Here is a 23,950-nt window from a genome sequence, read left to right on the forward strand (position 1 = left end):
AAAACAAAAGAGGCCGCGATGAACAACACCGCCACAATACACACCCGTGCCTGGGCGGGTGATGAAGCCCTCACCCTCACCTTTCCCGAAGGCTGGACAGTCGAAACCTTTGGACCAGAGGAATGCCCTCAAGTCACCGCAGACCAGATCCAAACCGCCTTTGACAACCCCATCGGCACACCGAGGATAGCGGAACTCGCCAAAGGGAAAAACAGCGCCGCAATCATCGTAGATGACCTGAGTCGCCCCACACCCGCTGCCGAACTCATCCCTTATGTCCTCAAAGAACTCGACACCGCTGGCATACCCAAAAATCAAATCCGCTTTGTCGTAGGCGGGGGATCTCACCGCCCAATCGACGCGGAGGAAATCGACAAAAAAGTAGGGGCTGATATCGCCCGCACCTATGAAGTCACGAATCACTATTTCATGGGCGGCGACCTGCGCGCCCTGGGCAGCCTGGACAGCGGCCTCCCCATTTACATCGACAGAGTTGTCGCAGACGCCGACCTCAAGCTCTGCGTTGGCGGAATTTATCCCCACGCCAACGTGGGTTTTGGCGGTGGCGCCAAACTCATCCTACCGGGCGTCTCGGGCTTTGCCACCATGTTCTACTTTCACACCTTTTACGCAAATCGGGGACACGCCAATATTGAACGACAGGGCGACGAACCAGACCATCGAGACGCCGCCGAAGCAGTCGCCAAAGTCCTGGGCCTCGATGCCGTCGTCAACGTAACACTCAACCGCAAACGCCAGATCACCGGTGTATTTGTGGGCGACTTCATCCAGGCGCAGCGCACCGGCGCCCGATTCGCGCTAAAAACCTACGCAACCCGGACACCCGAAACAGAGCCTGACCTCGTCATAGCCAACGCCTACCCCCTCGACTACGACCCCGTACAAACCGCCAAAGCACTCTGGCCGCTTCGGCTGTTCAAAAACGCGTACAAAGTCGCCATCAATCCCGCCACCGATGGAATCTGTCACCACGGACTATACGACGAAATAGACTACGCGCGGTTTTGCAAACAGAAATCCCAACAGCCCCAGCAAGAACTCCCCGAACCCAAAATCGAAGACCCGCACCAGACCCTGATGTGGTCTGAGAACTTTCCGGTTGACGAATTTTACAAACGCAATCCCGACGGCATTCTCTTCCGCGATTGGGACACGCTCCGCAACCAACTCATTGAAAAATTGCCCGATAATGCCCGGGTCGCTGTTTTTCCAAACGCAGCCATTCAAATTTCTGCAAAATAAAGGGTCAAAAACGCGGAATTTTGCTTTCATTCACGCGTCTATCATGCTATATTGAGCCGATGCAAATATGAAAAAAATCACGCAAGAGAACGGGGAGACGTAGGGACCGGGGGAGATCCTTGCCAATCCCTTGTTCTCTTGCGTTATTATATTGGAGGACGCCATGCTGACACAGGAACAAATCGACTTCTACCACGAAAATGGGTACCTCAAATGCGAAGCGCTATTTACCCCAGAAGAAACCGCCGAACTCGGCTCGGAAATGGTGCGCATCATCGAAAATTGGGGCAATGAGACCATTGGCTGGCGGGGACCCTGGCGCGACCGATACCTGCCCGAAGACGAACGCCTCAACACCAAAGCCGTCTTCATGCACAATCCCCAATTCTACTCCGCAACCTGGGGACGCGCCATCTTTAATGAACGCCTCGTCGGCTGCGTGGAAGACCTGATCCGCGACACCGTTCAATGGCACCACACCGTACTCCATGCCAAACCGCCAGAACTCGGCACGCCTTTTCCCATGCATCAGGACTATCCCTTTTATCCGCACGACGGCCCCGATTTTGTCGATTGCTTGCTTCACCTGGACGATACCCCAATAGAAAGCGGATGCTTGCGCGTGGTGCCCGGCAGCCATAAAAAAGGTCCGCTCGTCCACGTCCTGGGTCCAGACACCTCTCCTCATCTGCCGCCGGACGATTACCACCCCGACAAAATCGACTCCATCTTGATCCCGGCAAAAGCCGGAGACGTCATCTTCTTTAGCTATCAGATCATTCACTGGTCCGACTGCAACCGCACCGACGAATGGCGAAAATCCGTCCGCTTCGGCTACCACAGCACCCAAATGCACCCCGTGGGCCGCGCAGAAGACGACCCCTACCGCATCGACCCCGACAACATTTTGGAACGCAAAGACAGCACCATTGTGTCCGGCTTTAGAATGAATGAAGCAAATTAAAGTATGAACAAACCCAACATCATCATCGTACTCGCCGACGACATGGGCTATGGGGATTCCAGTACGTACGGGGGCTGGATCCACACGCTCGCAATGGAACAAATGGCCCGCGAAGGGCTTAAATTCACCGACTTCCACTCCAGCGGTGCTGTTTGCAGCCCCACGCGCGCCGGACTACTCACCGGACGCTATCAACAGCGCGCAGGCGTGCCCAAAGTAATCGGCGCCAATCCCCAAAGCGCCGACCACTATGTGGGATTGTACCCCTCTGAAATCACCTTTCCCAAACTGCTCAAACAAGCCGGCTACACCTCTGCCATCTTTGGCAAATGGCACCTCGGGTACGACAAAAAATTCAATCCCCTGCACCACGACTTTGATCGCTTTCGCGGATATGTAAGCGGCAACATCGACACCTGGAAACGAGACGTAGCCGACGGTGCGACACCGCAAAAAGACACGTTCTGATAGAGGAGATTTATGCTTGGACTACACCTGCTGGACTTTGCCACGCTCGCCATCTATTTAATCGGCATCATGATTGCCGGCTTATGGGTCGCCCGCAAAATCAAAAATACGGGCGACTATTTTATGGGTGGGCGCAGCTTTGGCAAAACATTTATGATCATGCACGCCTTTGGCACCGGCACCCACACCGATCAGGCCGTAACCGTTGCAGGTGCATCCTACAAATTGGGCATGGCGGGGATCTGGTATCAATGGCTCTATCTATTTGCCACCCCCTTCTACTGGCTCATTGCGCCAATATGGCGAAGACTGCGCTACCTCACCATCGCGGACTTCTTTGAAGACCGATTCAGCAACTCACTCGGTTATTTCTACGCCCTCTATGGCCTGCTCTACTTTGCCATACAAATAGGCATCATGCTCCTGGGCACGGGCAAAACAGCCAGCGCTATGACCGGCGGCGCAATATCTCCCGAAATCGCCATCGGTGTGATGACCGTCCTCTTCCTCTCATACGGCCTCTTAGGCGGCCTACCCGCGGCCATCATCACCGACTTTATCCAGGGCATCTTCATCATCGTCCTCTCTTTTCTTCTCGTCCCCTTTGTCATCGACGGCGTCGGCGGTTTCACCGGGCTTCACCAGCAAGTACCCATTGAAAAATTCAGCCTTGAAGCCCCCGGCGATCCTCCGCCCGGATACGACCGCATCACGCCCTTCTTCATCGTCATGGTCGTCATCAACGCCCTCGTCGGCATCATTGCCCAACCCCACCACATGGAAATTGGCGGTGCGGGCAAAACCGAACGCGAAGCCCGCGTGGGCTTCACATACGGCAACATGATCAAACGCCTCTGCACCGTAGCCTGGGCATTTACCGGCGTAGCCTGCATTGCCCTTTATCCCAACATCGACGACCCCGAACACGCTTTTGGGCTCGCCTCGCGCGACCTCTTGCCCATCGGCCTCGTCGGCATCATGCTCGCCTCGATGATCGCCGCGGTCATGTCCACCTGCGACTCATTCATGGTCGATGGCGCCGCTCTCTTTGTCGAAAACTTTTACAAACCCCTCTTCAAGCCCGAAGCCGACGACAAACACTACCTCACCACGGGCCGCGTCGTCGCCCTTATACTCGTCATATTCGGTATTATCATCGCGCTCTATTTTACCTCTGTCGTCGCAATCATTCGCCTCTCCTGGTCGCTCGTGGCATTCTTTGGGATCGCATTCTGGGGAGGAATTCTCTGGCGCAGGTGCAATGCGCCCGGCGCCTGGGCGGGTCTGATAGTCTCGGCATTCTTATTCGCCATATCCGGTCAAACAATCATCAATTTGGAAAGCCTGGGCATCTACATTGGCGGCCTCGACTGGGAATTGCCCTATCGCTACGTACTCTACATCACTGGCGGTTTTGCCGCACTCATCATCGTCAGCAAACTCACCAAACCGCAAGACAAAGAGCGCCTCGACCGCTTTTACACCTTGCTCCACACACCTGTCGGACAGGAACACAAATTGCGCGAAGCCGGCATAAAAGTCGTTATGGAGTAAGGAGTCGTCATGCGCCTCATAGCCATATTGCTTATCGCCGCACTCTACACGAGTTTGGGAGCTACAGACCCTGCGCTACATCTAAAAATTGACCGCAGCGAAACGCAAACCCTCCCCAAAAGCCTCTATGGCTTCAACACGAACATGATGAGTGGTGACTACGGATATCTCGACTCTAACTTCGTCGCGCTCACAAAAGACCTGCAACCCCAGATACTGCGTTTTCCCGGAGGCACAATCGGCAATTTTTACCACTGGAAAATAGCTGGATTTATCCAGAGCGAAATGAGTTCAACAGGCAGCGAGCAACTCAACAGGCGAAACAGAGGCAATTTTGTCAGACTGAGAAAAAGGAGAAATGGGAGACTCGCATTTGACGACTTCATGCAAATGTGCAACGCGCTAAAAATAACGCCCATCGTAGTCGTCAACCTGTGGACGGGAAGCCCGGAAGAAAGTGCCGGATGGGTCCAATACACCAAAAACAAGGGATACGAGATCGCGTATTGGGAACTCGGAAATGAATATTATCTGCCGTGGTACGCGGAAAAATACCCCTCTGCAGAAACCTATATCACACAAGCAAAAAAACATGCACAGGCGATGAAAGCCGTTGACCCAACCATAAAAGTCTCAGTCTGTGCAAGCCCGGTAGCCTTCCACAAAAACGGCTTTGAAAAAAACGTGGATCAACGCAAATGGGACAGTGCATTGGCGGCCGCGGATCAATTTTACGACGCCTATACCGTTCACGTCTATGCTTATCGGACCGCTCGGAAAAAAGAAATTGAGGAATATCGGGGCTATCTCTTTGGTTGGATCCACTGCGATTTCCATGACGCCATCGACTACTATGAAAAACTATTCCCCAACGTGGAAATGTGGATAACAGAGTGGAATATCGCCAACCCCGCAAACCGGGTCGCCAACACACAGCTCCACGCCATGTACACGGGCGACTTCTTCTTAAAAATGCTCACCCAACCGCGCATTACCCATGCAAATTTTCACGTCATTGCCGGTCCCGGCAAAGGATTCCCCGCATTCTCCCCAATCACGCCTCCATCGCCGAGAACCAATTGGAAATACGGAGGTGAACCAGAGGCGGACTTTGGAAATACAATTCGGCGCGCCACCTACTATCCCCTTCAGTTAATCGGAGAAGCATTCGCGCAATCGGACACAAAATTCTCCCTCGCCATCCAAAATCCACCCATCCTCAATGGACAGCTCGAATACGAGGGAAAACAAATACCGGGCGTTCAAGCACAGGCAGTCGGAAGTACCTCGCAACTTTTTGTACTCATCAGCAACCGCACAGCAGACGACCTATCGCCGAACCTCACCATCGACGGCAAAAAATTTGAAGGCGCGCTCACATATCGCTACGTAGCCCATGAAAGACTCAATGCATCAAATGGCGGAAATGCGGAAATGGAAGGCGCGGGCAAAATAGAAGTCGCGATCCGCGAATGGTCTGGTGCTTGCAATAATCTCTTGATTCCCAAAAACAGTTTTGGCATTTTAGTGTTATCGCTCAACTAATCCCCGAGGAGGCTATCGTGTTTGGCCTTGAAATTCGCAAACCATCTAAAGAAACAGTCATAGGATTCATCGTCACCTGGATCTGTGTAATCGGCATCATCTTTCTCACACTTGCCCTCGTCCGCATCGGTGCGTAAAGGACTTATCCCATGATCAGAAAATACCGCTCTGAAGACCTCGACGCCCTCAAAGAAATCACCGTTATCTGTTTTGATGGGGTATCGATTGACCAGAACATCGAAAAAAACTTCGGTCAATTTGCCGACACAGATTGGAAAGCACGCAAAGCCAAACACATAGACGCGGACGTCGCAGCCAATGCCGATGGCATCTTCGTTTGGGAAGACAACGGCAAAGTCGCGGCCTACATCACCACGCGCATCGACCATGAAAGCAAAATAGGCGGCATACCCAACCTCGCCGTCTTGCCCGAATACCAGGGCAAAGGAATCGGCAAAGCATTGATGACAGCCGCCTTTGACTATTTTGAAGAACAGGGCATGGCCGTGGCAAAAATCGAAACCCTCGACCAGAACCCCGTTGGACAGAACTTTTATCCGCGCTCGGGCTTTACCGCAGTCGCCCAACAAATCCACTACGCAATGCCAATGAAAGACCGCAAAGTGTAGCTCTTTACTCATCCCTCCACACCGTTGGAAAGTGTTCCCCCCGCAAAATCGCGCCATCTTCCACAGTTACAAATTCCTTCATCACGTGATTGCCACTCGCATCGTAATACGTATCCTGCGTCATATAGTGAATCGCAATCGCGCGCCGGGGTCGCTTGCTGCGATTATCGTGCGAACCGTGCCAGGTCAGAGCGTGGTGATAATGCACCTCGCCCTTTTTCACTGGTCGGCGCACCACCGATATGGACTGGCCTTCAAACTCTGACGGCATCGCGTCAAAATCCTTTACCTCCCGCACAAACGCAATCTGATTGCCCCACTTATGCGAACCCGGCACCATACTCATACACCCATTTTCCACATCCACATCGTCCAATGCCACCCACGCGCTCACCTCTGTCATCGGTCGAATAATCGGCCACAGCGGCGCGTCCTGATGCCAACCGGTCGTCCCCCCAATTTCAGCGGGCTTGTACTGAATCTGATCGTGCCAGATACGCAACTCCGTCGCCCCGGTCAGCTGCGCCATCTCCTCCACAATCTTCTCTGAATACATCAAATTCCTGAACGCCTCACTCGCCTCCCAGATATTCACAATCTGCCAGACCGGCGCCGAATCATTACCGCCCAAATTGCGCAACAAAACCGGCTGCGACACATCATCGCGGTCTTTATTCTCAATCACCCGGTACAACTCCTCGCGCAACACCTCGACCTGTGCGTCGTCCAGCACCGCCCCCCCATTCAAAAACCCATTCTCGTGAAACTCCGCCACTTGCTCTTCGGTCAGCATAGATTAGTCTCCTGGAAAAGCGAGCGGGTTTAAAACCCGCCCCTACATCTCACACCAATCTGTCCCCAGTCCCTCTTTTTTATCTGCGTTTATCTGCGTTCATCTGCGGATCAAACCAAATTCCCCTCTGCCCGGCTTTTTCTTCCCACAACAGTAATAGCCCTATCCATCCCCACACACAAATTACCGCTAATCAAATTATAGTCGCTCTCGCCACTCTCCTCAATACCCTTCAACTGCGTCGGCCTCTCCTGATCATCCGCACACCGATTGCCCTGCACAATCGAATGCGTCAAATCCTGCACGCGGATACCGGGATATTTTCCCTTTTCAGCCCGAGAATTGCTCAGCAACAAATTCCCCGTAATCACCTGCTCATCCCCTCTATTGGCATCTATCCCACACATCCCATTGTACGAACACACATTATTACTCACAATATTGTGGTGATCCCCGCCATTTGCCACACCGCCAATCCCGTGTTGTCCATTTTCGGAAAACACGCTATCGCTACACACCGAATGGTGCACCCGCGCGCAAAAATAATACCCATCGCCCCCATTTCCCTTCCCGATATTGTGCGACCACACACTGCGCGCCAACCCCGTTCCGGGATGAAACCCATGCCCGCGACACCCGTGTGCCTGACAATGCGCTACCTGGGCATCGCAACCGCGCTGAATCCCAAACCCATCGCTGGGCCACCCAAACACCGAACAATTCAGAACGCGCACGCGCTCACACCCCACAATATGCACCGCCGAATACGTAAAATCCCACCAATCGCCCTCGTAATCTTCGGGACCCTTAATCGTCAAATCCCGTATCTCAATATCCGTCTCACCCTCTGCCCATATACAGGGAAACAGATTCACCACCCGGGCATTGTCGCGCACCAACAACCGCCGATTAAACGGCACACTCATCCACACGCGATTGCCCACAACCCGCTCGACCTCCCCGTGCGTACCCCACCATCCCCTGTGCTTATCGTCGCAAACCCCAATCCCCTCACCCACGCGAAAAGGCGGACTGGTCTTACAGGTCAACACCCGACCACCTTTGCGAATATCTTTTGAGAGATACGCCACCTGCAAAGGCCGAATCTTTAACACCGTCGCCGGCCCATCGCCGACCAGACTCACCCGACTGGGCACGTACAGCGTCTTGCGCAAAAGATACGTACCCGCCGGAATACGCACCCTGCCGCCGCTCTCTGGCAAGGATGCAACCGCATCCTCCAGACCACATGTCATCGACTCCCGATCAAAAAAATCCGCAGCATTCACCTCATCTCGCGGCGCATCGGGCAATGGAATCTCTCTCGCTGGCATAGCAGGCATGACATCCTCCTCCTGATTTTTTAAGCACTCTCCAAAAACACCGTCACCCCCATATCGGCGTATTTCTCGCGCGTATCCGGTGTGCGGTTGCGATGACAAACCGCCACGCCAGTCCCTTCCAGAGACCTGCACAAATACGCGATCGTATCATCCACAGACTTCAACCAGTGCTGCGGATGTGCCTTAATACTCATAGACAAATCCGTCGGACCCATCGACAGACAATCCACACCCGCCTTCGCGAGCAAATGCCCGCGCGTTGCGGCCTCTACCGACTCAATTTGCAACCACAAAACCCCAAAACTATTCCACCAATCGGCGTACTCCTCCGTAGTTTTATCTTCCGTGCCTCGCCGATGTCCCCCGCCAAAACTGCGCCCACCAGCCGGCGGATAATAAAAATAGTGCAACGCATCATCAACCGTCTCTTCCAACTCAGTCTGCGGAATCTCGATCCCACACGGACCCAAATCGAGATAATTGCCAATCAAATAGGCATTGCGCGTGTGTTTGATCCGAAACTGCACGAACACATCGCGCTCGGCAGCCATATCGCAAAACGCCGCAATGCGCTCTTCGCTCAACGGCGTATGCTGACTATCAATAGACACAAAATCGTAATCATCTTTATCCATAATCTGATCGAACCGATCCGGCGGTGTATTCGGCGCCATAGACACGCCAATAATGCGTTCACCATTGCGGTATTTCTGTTTTAGTCCAATTGCATTTTCAAACATGATCGTCTCCTTTTAAAACGAATCAACGAATCAACGATGGAGTTCGTATCGACTTTGGGTGGTTGGGCGGGGTCCGTCTATTCGTTCAGTTGCTTCTCTCCCATTCTCGAAGCTTATCTGCATTCTCGCGCACCTTCACAAATGCGCGCGACATATCCCGCATCCGCGTTTCAGAAGTCAGCAAAGCCCTCTGGCTTATCGACAGCCGTTCCCTGCAATACTGCTCAACCTTTGGCAAATGCAACGAGCGATAATCCTCTGCCGCATCTGTCCACGCAAAAGGCGTGTAATCGCGGGCTTTCCAATCCTCTTGAAAAACCGGATGTTTGTAAACTGGCGTCTCGTATCCCGTACTCACCGGCACCCCTTCAGCGCGCATCGCCCTGACAAATGCATCGCGAGAAACGCCCTCAAACGCCTCGGATAAATACCGCGCACCATACACATGCCAGTTGACGCGGGTTGCATCTTCCAACCGGTGAATCGGCTCAATACCCTCAACCTCCGACAACGTGCGCGCCAACATCGCCCCATTTTGTTCGCGGATCTCCGTATGCTCGGGAATGCGCTTCAACTGGCACAATAAGACCGCAGCGACAAACTCCGTCATCCGGTGGTTGCCGCCCCATTGTCGAGACTCCTCCGTACGACCATACCGCGACCGCCCGACATTGACCGCACAGCCAATCGCATCGGCAACGGCCTCGTCATTGGTCAGGGCAATACCCCCATCTCCACCCGTCATATTTTTGCTCTGCTGAAAAGAAAACCCCGAAGCCAGCCCCCAACTCCCCAGCCCGCGATCCCTATAGGCCGATCCCCACCCATGCGCCGCATCTTCTAAAATCGCGAGATTGTGTTGCTCGGCAATATCCAACAACCGCTGGAGATCACACGCCAACCCACCAAAATGCACTGGCATAATCCCCTTCGTTCGATCTGTAATAAGACTCTCCACCTCCGCCACATCGAGATTATTGGTATCCGGGTCTATATCGCAAAAAACAACCGTAGCACCTGCTTTTAGAATCCCCGAACACGTACCGATAAATGTATAGGCACTCGTAATCACCTCATCGCCTACACCAATACCCGCCCCGCGACAAATCATTTCCAGAGCCACCGTGCCGCCCGTACACGCGATCCCGTATTTCGCATCTTGAAATGCCGCAAATGTCTCTTCAAACTCCTGGCACTTCGAGGAATTGTACCACGCCCGACTCTCCAGCACCTCAACAAGAGCATCTCTTTCGGTCGCATCGTACATCGGCCATAAAATATCATCCCTTTCTTTGACCTCACGCTCGCCACCCAACAGCGCTAACTCTGCCATATTTCCCTCCTTGATCAATCCCGCTGCAAACATTCGACCAGCAGGTCCAATGCTTCGCGGGCGAACACTTCCATATTCTCTCCCCGGTTCTCGCTACCCGTTGCGATCGCGATCACTTGCTCGGCATCTGGCCCCACAACGCCGATACACGTATGACCGGGCGGATCGCCGTACCGATTTCCCGTCGGACCAGCTGCGCCCGTCTCGCCAATACCCCAGTCCGCCCCCAAACGTTCGCGCGCAGCGCGAGCCAGATGCAGTGCATGCGTCTTTGTCGCAGCCCTCGCCTCGCCCATTGCCGCATCGGAAACAGCCATCAATATTTGCTTTGAGTCACCCGTATAACACACCCCACCGCCCCTGAAATAAGCCGAAGCCCCCGGCACAGCCAAAAGTGCTGCTGAAATAATTCCCCCCGCCGACGACTCGGCCACCGATACGGTCTGCCCTTTTTCTTTTAGCAATGCCCCCACATTTGCGGCCATTGTCTTAAAATCCGCCATATTAAACCTCTACTTTTTTAGTAATTATTCGTCTTCTTCTTTCCTTCTATCCCCCACCGGAGCCTCAACGCGAACCGTTACAATATCCGCATCGTGATATTGCTGGTGGCGCACAGACGACGTGAAATGCTGAAGCAATCGCAACGAGATCTCATGCTCTACCGGCATCTCGTCTGTATGTTCTCTGAGATAGGCCATGCGGTCCTCAATATTTTCCTCACCAGTCGAAGCGATAAACTCGAGTTCCGCGCCATTACCGCCATCGCTGCGCACAATTAGAAGCAGGCGTTTCTCCGCTTGTTCGCCCTCCCCTTGCTGAATGAGAATCAGAAGGGTTTCCTCCGCAGATAGACATAAACGATTCGTCATCTCGGCATCCCAGCCTCTGCGCGAAGCGAACTTTTCGAGGAATGCCGTGATTTCTGGCAAAGCCTCGACAGCGAGCGCCGTCTCAATGCGCTGCCGGCGCGGTGCTGTCAACTCCATAAACAGCGTCAGAAAAATCGCCGTGAGGCCGCCAGCCGTCATCCCATTGCCGAGCAGCGCCCCCCACCACTCGCCGAGATATTCCGCAAAAATGGCCTGATCCTGAAACCCCACACCAATCCAGAAAGCGACGCCCGCGATCATCGCCTTGCGATAATCTACCCCATCCTGGACAATGATCCGCATACCCACAACAAAGAGAAGTGCCAGCAGCACCGTCACATAAGCTCCAACCACGGGATTGGGGATTGCCAGCAGAAGTGCCGACACCTTGGGAATAAAGGACGCCACCACAAATACGATACCAATACACACGCCAACGCCGCGTGCGGCAACGCCGGTGAGTTCTGTGATTGAAACACTTGACGAATAGGTCGTATTTGGAACTGTCCCCGCAATACCAGAAAGCAAGTTGCCCACGCCATCTGCGGTAACTGCGCCCTGCACAGCTCGAAAATCGGGCGCGCGAGGCGTGCGCCACGAAACCTTCTGGATCGCAATAGAATCGCCTATTGTTTCGATAGCACCGACCAGAGTCACAAATATAAAGGCGGGAAGAAGCGACCAGAAAACAGGACCAAAGCTGAGATCAAAACCCGGCCAGCCACCACCTGCGGGCAAACCAATCCATGGGGCGTCGATAACGCGCTGGATGTCGTACAGCCCAAAAAACGAAGCGACAATACACCCCACAACAATCCCTATAATCGGCACCCAAAGACGCCACATGCCCGAAACCCGCAGCGCGAGCACGACCACGACAAACAGGGTTGCAATAGTACATGTGGGCGCAGCAGCCAGCGGCGTTCCCTCGGGCACATCCCCCAACATATCAAATACGATCGGCATAACGGTCACCGCGATCAACATGATCACCGTTCCTGCCACGGTTGGCGTAATGATTCGCCGCAACAGCGAGAGCCGCGTCGAGAGCGCGAATTGGAATAACGAGGAAATGATGACCAGGGTTGCGAGCATCGCCGGACCGCCCTGGGCAAGTGCCGTCACGCAAACCGCGATAAAAGCGCCAGAAGTGCCCATCAGCAGGACATAGCCAGCACCAATGCGTCCAACGCGCACAGCCTGCATCACTGTGGTCAACCCACTGACCAAAAGCGCGGCAAAAACAGCCCATGACAGATAAGGCTCACCCCCACCCGCGGCCCTCACCACGATGACCGGCGTGATCACAATGCCCGCAATACAGAGCATGGCAGCCTGAAACCCGAGTGCGAAAGCAATGGTATTGGGGGGCCGCTCATTGGGTTCGTAAAGCACACTCTGGTCGCGGCGGTCAGTCTCAGATTGCATCGTTCAAATCCTTTCAATATTTATGCCAACAACTCATCGCCATAAGCAAATAGCGCAGGTGTCCCACCCGTATGCACAAACACAACCGTCTGATCCCTGCGATACCATCCCTCGCGGATATGCTCGATCATTGCACCATAAGTTTTGCCCGCATAAACGGGATCGAGCAACAATCCTTCGGTTTGCGCGGCCAACAAGACGGCCTCTCGCGCCCCGGGCGTCAGGACGCCATAAGCCGGACCCGCGTATTTGCCATAACTCTCAAAATCATCTGCCGTAAAATTCAGATCCAAATTCAGAATTTTGCACACCTCATTTGCTACCTCGGCGAGTTGCACATTCTTTTTTGCATCATCCTGTGGACTTGGACTTATACCAATAATCCGCACATCAACACCCAGTGCCTTTGCTCCGACGACAAGCCCGGTATGCGTATGCACGCCCGCACACACATAGATGGCATCGGGTATCACATCCATTGCCTGCATCTGCTCCCACAATTCCAAAAACCCATCCACATAAGACACGCTGCGATAATAATACCCATCCGAACTCGTGTTATAGACCCTGAGTCCATCGGCCTTTAACTTCTCGATAACAGCTGCCTTCTCCTGCTCGCTCTCAATCAAATGCACCTCTGCGCCAAACAGATGCGTGAGCAACAAATTGCCATTTACGGGATCTGCATGGTCATCCTTGCGCCCCACCATCACCGCCTTCAGACCCAACCTGGCCGCAACCGCTGCGGTCAACCGCGATTGATTCGACTGCGACGCCGCGCCGTGAAGCAACACATCATACCCCTCATCCACAGCGGGTGCTATGGAATATTCAAACTCGCGCACCTTATTCCCCCCAAACGCCAGCCCCGTCTGATCCTCGCGCTTGACCAGAATGCGCGGTCCACCCAGCTTTGCCGCCAACCTCGGGCAATCCATCAACGGCGTGGGCAAATCGGCAAGCGACAATCGGCTGCACGTCCCCAACGCCTCTCGAACCTCTCGAATCGAATAGCTCAAGGGTATCGCTCCTTTTTTAGTTCTCTAACTCAACAGCCTGAAGCAGGGCCTGGATAAAGCCAAACTGAAAGGCAAATGCCTGTTCGAAATGCCCTTGCGCAGTGTGGCCGGGCGCATGATCGGGAACAATCATGTGTGGATAGCCCACTTCCTTGAGCGCTTTCATCAGGACAAACATATTCATATCGCCCTCATCCGGATAAACCTCCTGAAACTTGTTGCGTCCACCCGTTATATTGCGGAAGTGGATGAGGTTAATTTTTTTTCGCTGCCCAAAATAGCGAATAATATCGGCCACCTCATTGCGCGGATCCACAACGCTCTCGGCCATGCAACCGAGGCAGAGATTGAGACCGTGGTAAGGACTTGGGCAAATATCGATAAAACTCTTGAACCCATCGTATCCACCCAGCACGCGATCAACACCTTTGTAACCCGGCGGCAACCAGGGGTCGCACGGATGACAGGCCATACGCACTTTGCATTCGGTGGCAACGGGAATAACGCGCTCTAAAAAGAAAGTAATATTTTCCCAATTCTGTTCCGCTGTAACCGGTTCATCATACCGCGGCGCATCTGCATCGGCCTTAGACAAATCCCACGTGGAATAGCGCACGTCTCCTCGCCCGAACGGAACGCTTTCCGTGCGTTGATTCTCCATCTCGCAGAGAAAATACTTCAGCGCGGGAATACCCGCATCTGCGGCAGCGCGCACCATATCGCATGCGATCTCGATTTCCTTTTCGCCGTCCTTCATATTGCCGCGCATAAACTCGGGCACAAAACTGCCATCGACATTCAGGTGTTGCACCGGCAATGCCACCATCTCCACGGTAATGCCGTGTTTTGCGGCCTTTTCCTTTTTTTCTACAATCTCTTCCACTGTCCAGCCTCGACTGGGATCTGGCGTGATCTCTCTGGCATCGTTGAGCGCCATATTCGTAACACCACACCGCGCGAGAAATTCGAGATGCTCATCCGACGTGGAAAAACGCTGTGTACCAATGTGCATGCGCGGATTCTCCGGATCCCATTCTGCGCCTGCATACATTTCGGCTGCCATGGTCAAATCTCCTGTAATTTTTAATGAACTGCGCCCAGTTGTACACAATTCGTCATGATAATGCAAGAATTTCTGGATAGCAACATGATTGGGGATTGTGAGAGGTGTAAAATTTTGGTATCTTCTCACCCTTTAAGTCCCCCCCTATAAACTGGAGCTTTTTATGCGAGTCGAAATCAACAAACACGCCCTGGATCGCGTGCCGATATCAATCATTTTTGATGACTCAACCGTACTGGTAAATCTGAACTATTTTTTCATGCGAGACCGCCAGGCTGTAGATGGCACAGATTATCGCTGGGAAGATGTGCCCGTAGTACATCCGGAATCGTTCACCCGCGAATTCGCCGAGTTCTGTCTGGAACACGATGTAAAGGGCAAATTCAGTGTGGTACCGTGTCCCGCCGCACTCGGGCGAGTAGATCACGGACTCCCTCTGTTCTCCAAAGCGCAGCAGGAAAGCTGGTTGGCGATGTGTCGGGAACTGATTATGCCCAACTACGACATCACGCCGGAAATGATCACACACACCTTTGTGGTAGATCTGGAAACATTGCAACCTGTTGATCCAAACTTGTGGGAACAATGGGGATGGAACAATCTACCAACAGACGAAGAAGAGCGGGTAACAAATTATATCGCGCTGGCGTGTGAAATTTTGCACAATGTGGGATTAACACCTGCAGGCGTCACAAGTCCGGGAGGATTTGGCAATCCAATAGATTTTTATGCAAAATGTGCGGAAAACGCCGTGCGGAGGATAACGGGCAATCCAACACCGTATTTATTTAAGCGCGTATCGTCCAGCGGTCCGGTAGATTGCCCGGTGTGGTATCCCAAGCCCGAGCGCGGCGAAGCAATGGGTGAAGTGATCGCAGCGACGGGTGATCGCACGGGATCGTGGACCGGATATGGCGAGGTAGATGTAGATTATTACATCACATCGGACCTTCAGGGTGGGCGTTTGCCCGAAGTCATCGACGCGGGCGACCCTGCCGTGATGATCAGCCATTGGCAGGGATTTTACGGAATACACAATGAAGACCGCCGCGGGTTTCGGGCATTTCAGACCGTTGTGCGGCGGCTCAAAGAACGCGACCCCAATGGCGAAAGATCGCAATGGCGCAAATGCAGTGAAATTACCAATTATGCAATCGCGCGCGAAATGGCTAATATCACGGTAGAAGAACAAATAATAACACTCAATTTGCCCGTACAGGTGCCCGAATTCACATTGCGACTGCGTGAAATAACAGTTGCAGGCGTAAAAATAAACGGCAAACCCCTGACACCCGCGCTGACGAAAGCGGCCTTTCGAGATGGCACATTTTATCGAGATGGCGATATAACACTGGTAGCTTTTACGCCCGAAGACCGAAATATCAGAGTTGAAATAGAATAATGGGAAAAACAAGAATGACAAAAGCAAAACTCAAACGAGAAATCGGCTTACTCGGCGTCTATGCCATTGCAACGGGCACAACCTTAAGCGCGGGATTCTTTTTATTGCCGGGTCTGGCTGCTGAACAGGCGGGTGCTGCCATTGTGCTGGCCTATATCGTCGCCGCTACGCCACTCGTACCGGCGATGTTCAGCATTATTGAACTGGCAACCGCCATGCCCCGCGCGGGTGGCGTGTATTATTTTTTAGATCGGTCACTCGGACCCTGGATGGGCACGCTTGGAGGCATTGGCACCTGGTTGGCACTCGTATTAAAAGTATCATTCGCACTCGTGGGCATGGGAGCGTACATCGCGCTTTATGTACCCGAGTTGCCAATGACCCCCGTAGCTGTCGCAATTGCGGTTGGACTCGGCATACTGAATCTATTGGGCGCGCAGAAAAGCGGTGGATTTCAGATGGCATTGGTGCTGGGTTTATTAATGATCCTGGGAGTATTTATCGGAGGAGGCGTACCCAATATTGAACAGGCGCGATTGACCGCGATATTCGAGGCAGATGTCCAGACGATTTTATCCACAGCGGGCCTGGTCTATATCAGTTATGTCGGCGTGACAACCGTAGCGAGTTTATCAGAAGAAGTAAAACATCCCGAGCGCAATTTGCCTCTGGGCCTCATCTTCTCATTGATCACAGCCGTTCTGGTCTATGCTCTCGGCACGGGCGTCATGGTCGGTGTATTGCCGCTCGAGCAACTGGTGGGAGATTTAACGCCCGCTGCCTCAGCAGCCAAAGCCGTATTTGGCGATTGGGGCGCAATAATCATCTCCCTGGCAGCCCTCCTCGCCTTTACATCGGTTGCCAATGCCGGAATGCTTTCGGCTTCTCGCTTTCCTCTGGCAATGAGCCGAGACCACATGATGCCGAGACTTTTTCAGCATTTAAATACAAGAGGCGCACCCGTTCAAGGGGTATTGGTTACCATGGGCGTAATTGTTTTAATCCTCATCTTTCTCGACCCAACCAAAATTGCCAAATTGGCCAGTGCGTTTCAATTATTGATGTTCGCGCTGGTATGCCTGGCGGTAATTGTCATGCGCGAAAGCGGATTGGCTTCCTACGACTCGGGATATCATTCACCGCTGTACCCGTGGATGCAGTTATTCGGCATATTGGCTTCGTGTACCTTGATTGTCCAGATGGGCTGGTTACCATCCCTATTTTCTGTCGCGCTGATCCTGCTGGGAACGATTTGGTACTTTAAATTTGCTCGAGACAAGGTCAACCGAGACGGCGCGATTTACCACATGTTTGAACGCTGGGGACAAAGGCGACACACCGGCCTGGATGTCGAACTGCGGAGTATCCTGAAGGAAAAAGGATTGCGCGACGAAGATCCTTTCGAAGAGATCGCAGCGCGAAGTCTGGTCATCGATCTGGATCGCCCGGCCGAATTTGAGGATATAGTTCGGCAGGTATCGAAATGGTTATCGGGTCGCGTACCACACACCGTAGATGAAATCGAGAAACAATTGCTGGATCGCACGCATATTGGATCGACACCCGTGACGCACGGCGTGGGATTACCACATCTGCGAATTGATGGGATCGAACACTGCGAAATGGTCCTCGTGCGATCACTGCCGGGTATTCACATCCAATTTACAGATCCAATGACCGGGCACGAGATAGAAGCGCAGCTAACCGCGCTCTTTTTCTTATTCAGCCCAGAGCACGACCCGTCACAGCACTTGCGTATTCTGGCACAAATTGCGCGGCGTGCAGACGATGAAAACTTCTTGCGCGAATGGCACTCAGCCAGCGATGAAGTCGAGTTAAAAGAAGTCCTGTTGCGCGACGAAGCCTTTTTATTATTGACATTGCGCCACAACCATGCGACCACAGACCTCATTGGCCGCGCCCTGATCGAGACGGATTTTCCAGAAGGCTGTCTCGTGGCAATGTTGCGGCGCGGCGGGCGCATGGTGATTCCCCGCGGCAATACCGTACTGCGAGAAAATGATCGATTGACAATTTTGGGAAACAGTAAAGGATTGCGCAACCTCGAAGCGCGATTTGGCGGGCGGTGAGTCCCTGCAACAAGATCACCCGTAGAGACGGCCAACAGTCTCGGGGTGTTTGCGAGCCTCGCGCATGAGGCGATTGCCCCATGTTGTGGGATATTTTCCCGTGACGCACCCCAGACACAGGGTATCTGTTTCACACCCAATGCTGGAACCCAGATCGGGAACATCGAGGTACCTCAGGCTATCGACATCGAGATCGATAGCCATTTTTTTTAGCGTTTGTGCACTGGGCAAGCCGCGGTATCGCACCGGAACGTGTTCGGGGGCAAAAAGTTCGTTCAAGGTCGTCATATCAATGCCGTAAAAACACGGCGCAACAATGGGCGGACAGGCCACGCGCACATGCACCTCGGTCGCGCCGCCGATATCGCGCACCTGATGGGCAAGGGTGCGAAGCGTGAGGGAGCGCACAATAGAATCTTCGACGAGGAAAACGCGCTTGCCCGATAAAACGGAGGCCAATGACGTGTACTTGCTCTTGGCACTCTGCGAGCGGGTGGTTTTGGGCTGAATAAAAGTGCGCCCCACATAGCGATTGCGAATCACACCTTCCATGCAGGGCATCTTCAGGTGGTGGGCATAGGCATCCGCTGCTGCTTTGGCCGTATCGGGAACGGGCACAACCACACACGAATCGTCGATCTTCTGGCTTTCTTTCTCGGCCAAAATACGACCGGCCTCAGCGCGAGAAGTATAAACGCTAAGGCCGTCAATTTCACTGGCAACATTGGAAAAATAAACCCATTCAAAAAAACAACGAGCTGTTTTTTTAGGTTCCGTATAGCGCACAACGCGCAGATCGCCATTTTCCACAATCACCATTTCGCCGGGTTCGAGCCATTTGATATCGCTAAAACCGAGGTTAGAAAGAGCCGTTGATTCATTGGCAGCGGCAAAGAGATGGCCTTTCACCCCCCAGCACATGGGATGCAAACCGAGCGGATCGCGCGAGACGAACATGCGCCCCGAGGCATCGAGAAATGCGATATTATAAGCACCGTCAAAATCGCGGGAAAGCGAACGCATCACATCGGCCAGATCGGGTGGGTTTTCACCCTTTAACCGATACGCCAGCGTATGCATGATAATTTCGGTATCGATATTGAGGGTAAAGTGATACCCCTGCTTGGACAACAGGCGTTCGCGCAACAGCGTGTAATTGGCCAAATTGCCATTAAAAGCCAGGCTAAACCATTTCCAAATACGCCCGTGTTGCCGCTCAAAGGGCTGTGCGTATCGCACATCGTCTTCGCCACTGGTGGCATAGCGCGTATGTCCAATCGCAGCTATCCCTGCATATTGGTTGATAATGGACTGGAATTTGCCGGGATGCGACATGCGGAAGGCTTCGGTAACACCGCCCAGATCTTTAAACGTGCGCAAAAGTTGATCGCGGTTGGGGTGATAGGCGCAATACCCCGCGGCGAGTTGCCCCCTGTTTTGAAGGTCAAGCAACATACTCGGCATAAGTGATGCAACATTTTCAAAATCATCGGCATCGCCGTTTTCCCTGAGCCAGTAAAGGGCTGCCACGCCGCATTCGTGGCCAATATCTTCGCTCATAAAAATCTCCTATCCCAATGCCTGATTTTGCATATAATGAATCCCAGCAACGATTTCTTCGCGCGTCACATCATCTCGCGGCACAATTTTTCCGATCCGCTCCGGCAATACAAAGCGGATGACACCGTCCCGCGCTTTCTTGTCGCTTGCCATTCGCGCCAACACCTCATCGACCTTCAAATCGGGCACGCCTTTGGGAATGCCCAGGCGGGCAATAAGTGCATTTTGCCGCTCAAACGCATCCCGCGACCACATCCCCTTTTGCACAGCGATATACCCTGCAGCCAGCATCCCCAAACACACCGCCTCGCCGTGTTTGTAATAATCGTAATGCGTCACCACTTCCAGTGCGTGTCCCACCGTGTGGCCGTAATTCAAAATTTCGCGCAAGCCCTTCTCGGTTTCATCGGCAGCCACAACACCCGCCTTGATGCGACACTGTTGAGCGACGAGCCAATTGATCTGATCCGCAGGCAGGCTTAAATTTGCCGCGCCCTCAATACAATCTTCCAAAAATGCCACCAGACCGAGATCGCGTATAATCCCGTGCTTGATCACCTCCGCCATACCCGCCCGCACTTCGCGCTTTGGCAAGGTATCGAGTGTAGCCGTATCTATCAACACCAATTTTGGCTGGTGAAAAGCGCCGATCATGTTCTTTCCCAAAACGTGATCAACAGCTGTTTTGCCTCCCACACTGGCATCGACCTGCGCTTCCAGCGTCGTGGGCACCTGCACAAAATCAACCCCCCTCAAATACGTCGCGGCGACAAAACCAGCCACATCGCCGACCACACCACCTCCCAATGTCACAATACAGGAATTCCGATCCAACCCCGCCGCGATCAAATCGCCGTAGATCTGCGAGGTCGTCTCGAGCGTCTTGTATTGCTCGCCATCGGGCACAGTTACGACCACAACCTTCACACCGGCACGCGCGAGACTCTGCTGAACCGTATCGAGATAGAGCGCGGCAACTGTTGGATTGGTCACAATTGCCGCTGTTTCTCCCAACCCGCGTTCCGCATACAAACCGCCCAAATCGCCCAAACAATTGCGACCGATTAAAATATCGTAACTTCGATCACCTAAATCAACCGTCACCGTTTCCATTATCAATCCCGATCCAGAACGCGCTGTAATTCAATCAATGCCGTCTCTGCCGTGTCTTCGGGCGTGTGATCATTTGTCGAAGTCGCAAACGCATCTGCACGCGCATAAAAACGCTCTCGCTCTGCCATCATCACCTCAATTTTGTTTTTCAAACCCTCATCATCCAGCCCGACCAGCAAGGGTCTCTCATCGCGCTTGCGACTGACCCGTTCAAAAATCGTATCGACAGAAGCGCGGAAACAAAGACACACGCCGGTTTTGCGAATAACCGCCCAATTCCGCTCCTGCGTAATAGCACCACCGCCGAGAGAAACGACCACATTATCCATCTTTGATGCCACGATAACCGCCTGGTGTTCCAACTGGCGAAATGTGGCCTCACCGTCTTGCTCAAAAATCTCGGGAATAGTTTTCCCAGCAGCATCGACCAGCAATTCATCTGTATCGACAAAAGCCCGCTTCAACCATCCGGCCAAAATGCGCCCAACTCTGGTTTTGCCGGTAGCCATAAAACCGGTGAGAAATATGGGTTTATCAGGTAGATCAAACACAGTGCTCTTCCACTATACGGTATCACATCTGTTCTGGTGCTTTCATCCCCAGCAAAGTTAGGCCCGATGCCAGCACCGTCTTAATCGCATAGACCAGTGCAACGCGGGCAGCCGTCAAATCCGCTTGTTCAGAAATAACCTGATGGGCATTGTAAAACCGATTGGCGACCGTACACAATTCAATCATAAGCGTTGTCACGACAGAAGGCTCGTATTCATCCGCAGCCTTTTGAATCTGCCCTGGAAATCGCGCGAGATATTTGACGACCTCAATGGCTTCTGATTCATTTAACAATGCGAAGTCAACATCCCGCGGCGGCAAAGTGCCGTCATAACGCCGCAACACACTGCAATATCGCGCGTGCGTGTATTGCAAATATGGACCGGTTTCGCCGTTGAAATTTAAAACCTCGTCCCAATCAAACACAATATCGCGCGTCCGTTTGGAATCCAGATCCGCAAAAATAATGGCACCAATGCCCACATCTCGTGCAATCTGATCACTATTGGGCAAATCGGGATTCTTATCGGCAATAATTTTTTGCGTCAACTCAATCGCGCGATTCAGCACATCTTCCAAAAAAACCACATTGCCCCTGCGCGTTGAAGCCCCACTGCCATCTTTGAACCGCAGCCGCCCAAATTGTACATGCGCGCATTTTTCTCGCCAGTCGTATTCCATCAATTCCAACACCTGAAACAACTGGCGAAAATACAGCGATTGCGCCACATCTACCACATAGAGCAATTTTTCAAAGCGATATGTTTTCCACCGATACTCCAGCGCGGCCAAATCGCGCGTACCGTACAATGTCGCATCGTCGCTGCGCAATGCGATCAAAGGCGGCATATCCCATTTTTCCAAATCCACAATAGTCGCGCCATCACTCTCGGTCAGCAACCCCTTTGCCCGCAATCGGTCCAATGTCGCGGGCATCTTATCCTGATAAAAACTCTCGCCAGCAATCGACTCAAACCCAATGCCCAGCATATCGTAAACGCGGTCAAACTCCTTAAAACTCACATCCACGCACACCTGCCACATCCGCGCGGCTTCTTCATCGCCGGCTTCGAGGCGACGAAACCAATCGCGGGCTTCCTGTTCGAGTTCGGGATTGTCTTCAATCTCCTCGTTAATTCGAACATAGAGTTCCAACAACTTCTGAATGGTAATATCCGCCGTCAATTCGCCCTCACCCCAGTAATTCCACGCCAGAATCAATTTCGCAAACTGAGACCCCCAATCGCCCAGATGATTCACCCCAACCACCTCGTAGCCCAATGCCCGATAAATATTTCGCAGGGCATTGCCAATCACCGTTGACCGCAGATGGTGAATGCCAAATGGTTTGGCAATATTGGGATGCGAAAAATCGATCACAACCGTCTTTCCAGCACCGTGGTCTCCACGCCCGTAATCCGCACCCTGTTCGAGAACTGTCGAGAGTGTCTCCCCCACCAAATTGGTCTTCGGCACAAAAAAATTGAGATACGGACCTGTGGGACGCACTTCTGAAATTCGATCACCCGTCGCAATTTGTGCAGATAGCTCTTCGGCAATCAGATGGGGAGCTTTGCGAAAAATTTTAGCCAGCGCAAAACACGGCAAAGCATAATCGCCCATCTCGGGTTTTGGCGGCGTTTCGATCAGCACCCTCACATCGCTACAAGACATCTCCGTTGCTTTTGACACCTGCAATGCAATTTCTTCGACAAAAGGATTGACCATAAAAGACTACCTCTCCTTCAGTTCCCTATTTCAAAATATCCAAATCCAAAATTTTCTGTACATCGGCCTTTACCTGCGCGGGCACGCGAAACCGATAGCTCTTTCGTTGAGAAATGAGTTCCAAATCCCGCTCTGTGCGCCACACATATCTCGAAAATCGCTGCCAGGGCATGTAGCGCATGCCCATCAGCAATCCGCGTGTGCTCATGGTCACGCGAATAGTAGCATATGCGATATAAAAAAACTCGAGAGAAAGTAAAAAACCGAACAATTGCGGCACTAATCCCACGCCATCTGAGGTCGCAGCCCCCCGAAACAGCACAATCCCCCCCGTCACAATCAACAGCACATCCCATCGCTTCTGCAAAAAAACCACCACAGGCTCCTGTGTATTGGACACATGACGCCGCAATCGCCAATAGGCCACAATAGACGCGCCCAATAAAACGGGAGCGAGAATCAACACAATTTGTATAAGTGTCAAAGACATG

General features: G+C 52.8%; 21 protein-coding genes. 8 read left to right on the top strand and 13 right to left on the bottom strand.

The window, feature by feature from the left end:
* From OXG87_12375 to OXG87_12400, 6 genes are all read left to right on the top strand, one after another.
* Positions 1-1,263 (top strand): lactate racemase domain-containing protein (locus tag OXG87_12375; protein MCY3870347.1); only part of this gene is annotated, 1,263 nt, incomplete at its 5' end.
* A gap of 163 nt (positions 1,264-1,426) precedes the next feature.
* Positions 1,427-2,227: a phytanoyl-CoA dioxygenase family protein gene (locus tag OXG87_12380; protein ID MCY3870348.1), complete on the top strand. Its 801-nt coding sequence runs from the start codon at positions 1,427-1,429 to the stop codon at positions 2,225-2,227.
* A gap of 3 nt (positions 2,228-2,230) precedes the next feature.
* Positions 2,231-2,695, top strand: coding sequence for a sulfatase-like hydrolase/transferase (locus OXG87_12385; protein MCY3870349.1), 465 nt, complete (start codon positions 2,231-2,233; stop codon positions 2,693-2,695).
* Positions 2,696-2,707: 12 nt separating this feature from the next.
* Entirely contained in the window at positions 2,708-4,249 is a 1,542-nt protein-coding gene (locus OXG87_12390) for a sodium:solute symporter family protein (GenBank protein ID MCY3870350.1), read from the top strand.
* Between the two features lie 9 nt (positions 4,250-4,258).
* Complete coding sequence (locus OXG87_12395; protein ID MCY3870351.1) at positions 4,259-5,794, top strand: hypothetical protein; 1,536 nt, start codon at positions 4,259-4,261, stop codon at positions 5,792-5,794.
* Between the two features lie 149 nt (positions 5,795-5,943).
* Complete coding sequence (locus OXG87_12400; GenBank protein MCY3870352.1) at positions 5,944-6,423, top strand: GNAT family N-acetyltransferase; 480 nt, start codon at positions 5,944-5,946, stop codon at positions 6,421-6,423.
* A gap of 4 nt (positions 6,424-6,427) precedes the next feature.
* Here the strand turns inward: OXG87_12400 and OXG87_12405 are convergent, their stop codons facing one another.
* The 8 genes from OXG87_12405 to OXG87_12440 all read right to left on the bottom strand — a co-directional run bounded on the left by OXG87_12405 (position 6,428) and on the right by OXG87_12440 (position 15,014).
* Positions 6,428-7,216, bottom strand: coding sequence for a phytanoyl-CoA dioxygenase family protein (locus tag OXG87_12405; GenBank protein ID MCY3870353.1), 789 nt, complete (start codon positions 7,214-7,216; stop codon positions 6,428-6,430).
* A 110-nt stretch (positions 7,217-7,326) separates the two neighbouring features.
* On the bottom strand, positions 7,327-8,559 hold the full coding sequence (locus OXG87_12410; GenBank protein MCY3870354.1) for a right-handed parallel beta-helix repeat-containing protein: 1,233 nt from the start codon (positions 8,557-8,559) through the stop codon (positions 7,327-7,329).
* A gap of 20 nt (positions 8,560-8,579) precedes the next feature.
* The gene (locus tag OXG87_12415; protein ID MCY3870355.1) at positions 8,580-9,299 is read right to left on the bottom strand and encodes an aldolase/citrate lyase family protein; all 720 of its coding nucleotides are present in this window, start codon (positions 9,297-9,299) and stop codon (positions 8,580-8,582) included.
* A gap of 85 nt (positions 9,300-9,384) precedes the next feature.
* Entirely contained in the window at positions 9,385-10,632 is a 1,248-nt protein-coding gene (locus OXG87_12420) for a DegT/DnrJ/EryC1/StrS family aminotransferase (protein MCY3870356.1), read from the bottom strand.
* A 14-nt stretch (positions 10,633-10,646) separates the two neighbouring features.
* Complete coding sequence (locus OXG87_12425; GenBank protein MCY3870357.1) at positions 10,647-11,135, bottom strand: CinA family protein; 489 nt, start codon at positions 11,133-11,135, stop codon at positions 10,647-10,649.
* Positions 11,136-11,159: 24 nt separating this feature from the next.
* Positions 11,160-12,932 carry a hypothetical protein gene (locus OXG87_12430; protein MCY3870358.1) on the bottom strand — a complete coding sequence of 591 codons (1,773 nt, stop codon included), beginning with the start codon at positions 12,930-12,932 and terminating at the stop codon, positions 11,160-11,162.
* A gap of 20 nt (positions 12,933-12,952) precedes the next feature.
* Positions 12,953-13,951 carry a pyridoxal-phosphate dependent enzyme gene (locus OXG87_12435; protein MCY3870359.1) on the bottom strand — a complete coding sequence of 333 codons (999 nt, stop codon included), beginning with the start codon at positions 13,949-13,951 and terminating at the stop codon, positions 12,953-12,955.
* A 16-nt stretch (positions 13,952-13,967) separates the two neighbouring features.
* On the bottom strand, positions 13,968-15,014 hold the full coding sequence (locus OXG87_12440; protein ID MCY3870360.1) for a mannonate dehydratase: 1,047 nt from the start codon (positions 15,012-15,014) through the stop codon (positions 13,968-13,970).
* A 163-nt stretch (positions 15,015-15,177) separates the two neighbouring features.
* Between OXG87_12440 and OXG87_12445 the strand changes: the two genes are divergently transcribed.
* Both OXG87_12445 and OXG87_12450 read left to right on the top strand, forming a co-directional pair.
* Positions 15,178-16,416, top strand: coding sequence for a hypothetical protein (locus tag OXG87_12445; GenBank protein MCY3870361.1), 1,239 nt, complete (start codon positions 15,178-15,180; stop codon positions 16,414-16,416).
* A 14-nt stretch (positions 16,417-16,430) separates the two neighbouring features.
* Positions 16,431-18,506, top strand: a complete 2,076-nt coding sequence (locus OXG87_12450; GenBank protein MCY3870362.1) for an amino acid permease — start codon at positions 16,431-16,433, stop codon at positions 18,504-18,506.
* Positions 18,507-18,521: 15 nt separating this feature from the next.
* Here OXG87_12450 and OXG87_12455 read toward each other — a convergent pair whose 3' ends face one another.
* The 5 genes from OXG87_12455 to OXG87_12475 are packed head-to-tail and all read right to left on the bottom strand — an operon-like array spanning position 18,522 to position 23,949.
* Positions 18,522-20,066 carry an amidophosphoribosyltransferase gene (locus OXG87_12455; GenBank protein MCY3870363.1) on the bottom strand — a complete coding sequence of 515 codons (1,545 nt, stop codon included), beginning with the start codon at positions 20,064-20,066 and terminating at the stop codon, positions 18,522-18,524.
* A 9-nt stretch (positions 20,067-20,075) separates the two neighbouring features.
* On the bottom strand, positions 20,076-21,179 hold the full coding sequence (aroB, locus tag OXG87_12460) for a 3-dehydroquinate synthase (protein ID MCY3870364.1): 1,104 nt from the start codon (positions 21,177-21,179) through the stop codon (positions 20,076-20,078).
* Between the two features lie 2 nt (positions 21,180-21,181).
* Positions 21,182-21,730: a shikimate kinase gene (locus OXG87_12465; GenBank protein ID MCY3870365.1), complete on the bottom strand. Its 549-nt coding sequence runs from the start codon at positions 21,728-21,730 to the stop codon at positions 21,182-21,184.
* Positions 21,731-21,752: 22 nt separating this feature from the next.
* Positions 21,753-23,459 (bottom strand): arginine--tRNA ligase, encoded by a 1,707-nt coding sequence (argS, locus tag OXG87_12470; protein ID MCY3870366.1) that lies wholly within the window; start codon positions 23,457-23,459, stop codon positions 21,753-21,755.
* A gap of 25 nt (positions 23,460-23,484) precedes the next feature.
* Complete coding sequence (locus tag OXG87_12475; GenBank protein MCY3870367.1) at positions 23,485-23,949, bottom strand: hypothetical protein; 465 nt, start codon at positions 23,947-23,949, stop codon at positions 23,485-23,487.
* Between the last annotated feature and the right edge of the window lies 1 nt (position 23,950).

The sequence above is a fragment of the Gemmatimonadota bacterium genome (genome assembly GCA_026706845.1).
Taxonomy (GTDB): domain Bacteria; phylum Latescibacterota; class UBA2968; order UBA2968; family UBA2968; genus VXRD01.

What these genes read in the sequence shown, in the direction of transcription:
- OXG87_12380 (MCY3870348.1), top strand. Translation starts at nt 1,427, where the DNA reads ATGCTGACACAGGAACAAATCGACTTCTACCACGAAAATGGGTACCTC.
- OXG87_12385 (MCY3870349.1), top strand. Translation starts at nt 2,231, where the DNA reads ATGAACAAACCCAACATCATCATCGTACTCGCCGACGACATGGGCTAT.
- OXG87_12390 (MCY3870350.1), top strand. Translation starts at nt 2,708, where the DNA reads ATGCTTGGACTACACCTGCTGGACTTTGCCACGCTCGCCATCTATTTA.
- OXG87_12395 (MCY3870351.1), top strand. Translation starts at nt 4,259, where the DNA reads ATGCGCCTCATAGCCATATTGCTTATCGCCGCACTCTACACGAGTTTG.
- OXG87_12400 (MCY3870352.1), top strand. Translation starts at nt 5,944, where the DNA reads ATGATCAGAAAATACCGCTCTGAAGACCTCGACGCCCTCAAAGAAATC.
- OXG87_12405 (MCY3870353.1), bottom strand. Translation starts at nt 7,216, where the DNA reads ATGCTGACCGAAGAGCAAGTGGCGGAGTTTCACGAGAATGGGTTTTTG.
- OXG87_12410 (MCY3870354.1), bottom strand. Translation starts at nt 8,559, where the DNA reads ATGCCTGCTATGCCAGCGAGAGAGATTCCATTGCCCGATGCGCCGCGA.
- OXG87_12415 (MCY3870355.1), bottom strand. Translation starts at nt 9,299, where the DNA reads ATGTTTGAAAATGCAATTGGACTAAAACAGAAATACCGCAATGGTGAA.
- OXG87_12420 (MCY3870356.1), bottom strand. Translation starts at nt 10,632, where the DNA reads ATGGCAGAGTTAGCGCTGTTGGGTGGCGAGCGTGAGGTCAAAGAAAGG.
- OXG87_12425 (MCY3870357.1), bottom strand. Translation starts at nt 11,135, where the DNA reads ATGGCGGATTTTAAGACAATGGCCGCAAATGTGGGGGCATTGCTAAAA.
- OXG87_12430 (MCY3870358.1), bottom strand. Translation starts at nt 12,932, where the DNA reads ATGCAATCTGAGACTGACCGCCGCGACCAGAGTGTGCTTTACGAACCC.
- OXG87_12440 (MCY3870360.1), bottom strand. Translation starts at nt 15,014, where the DNA reads ATGGCAGCCGAAATGTATGCAGGCGCAGAATGGGATCCGGAGAATCCG.
- OXG87_12445 (MCY3870361.1), top strand. Translation starts at nt 15,178, where the DNA reads ATGCGAGTCGAAATCAACAAACACGCCCTGGATCGCGTGCCGATATCA.
- OXG87_12450 (MCY3870362.1), top strand. Translation starts at nt 16,431, where the DNA reads ATGACAAAAGCAAAACTCAAACGAGAAATCGGCTTACTCGGCGTCTAT.
- OXG87_12455 (MCY3870363.1), bottom strand. Translation starts at nt 20,066, where the DNA reads ATGAGCGAAGATATTGGCCACGAATGCGGCGTGGCAGCCCTTTACTGG.
- aroB (MCY3870364.1), bottom strand. Translation starts at nt 21,179, where the DNA reads ATGGAAACGGTGACGGTTGATTTAGGTGATCGAAGTTACGATATTTTA.
- argS (MCY3870366.1), bottom strand. Translation starts at nt 23,459, where the DNA reads ATGGTCAATCCTTTTGTCGAAGAAATTGCATTGCAGGTGTCAAAAGCA.
- OXG87_12475 (MCY3870367.1), bottom strand. Translation starts at nt 23,949, where the DNA reads ATGTCTTTGACACTTATACAAATTGTGTTGATTCTCGCTCCCGTTTTA.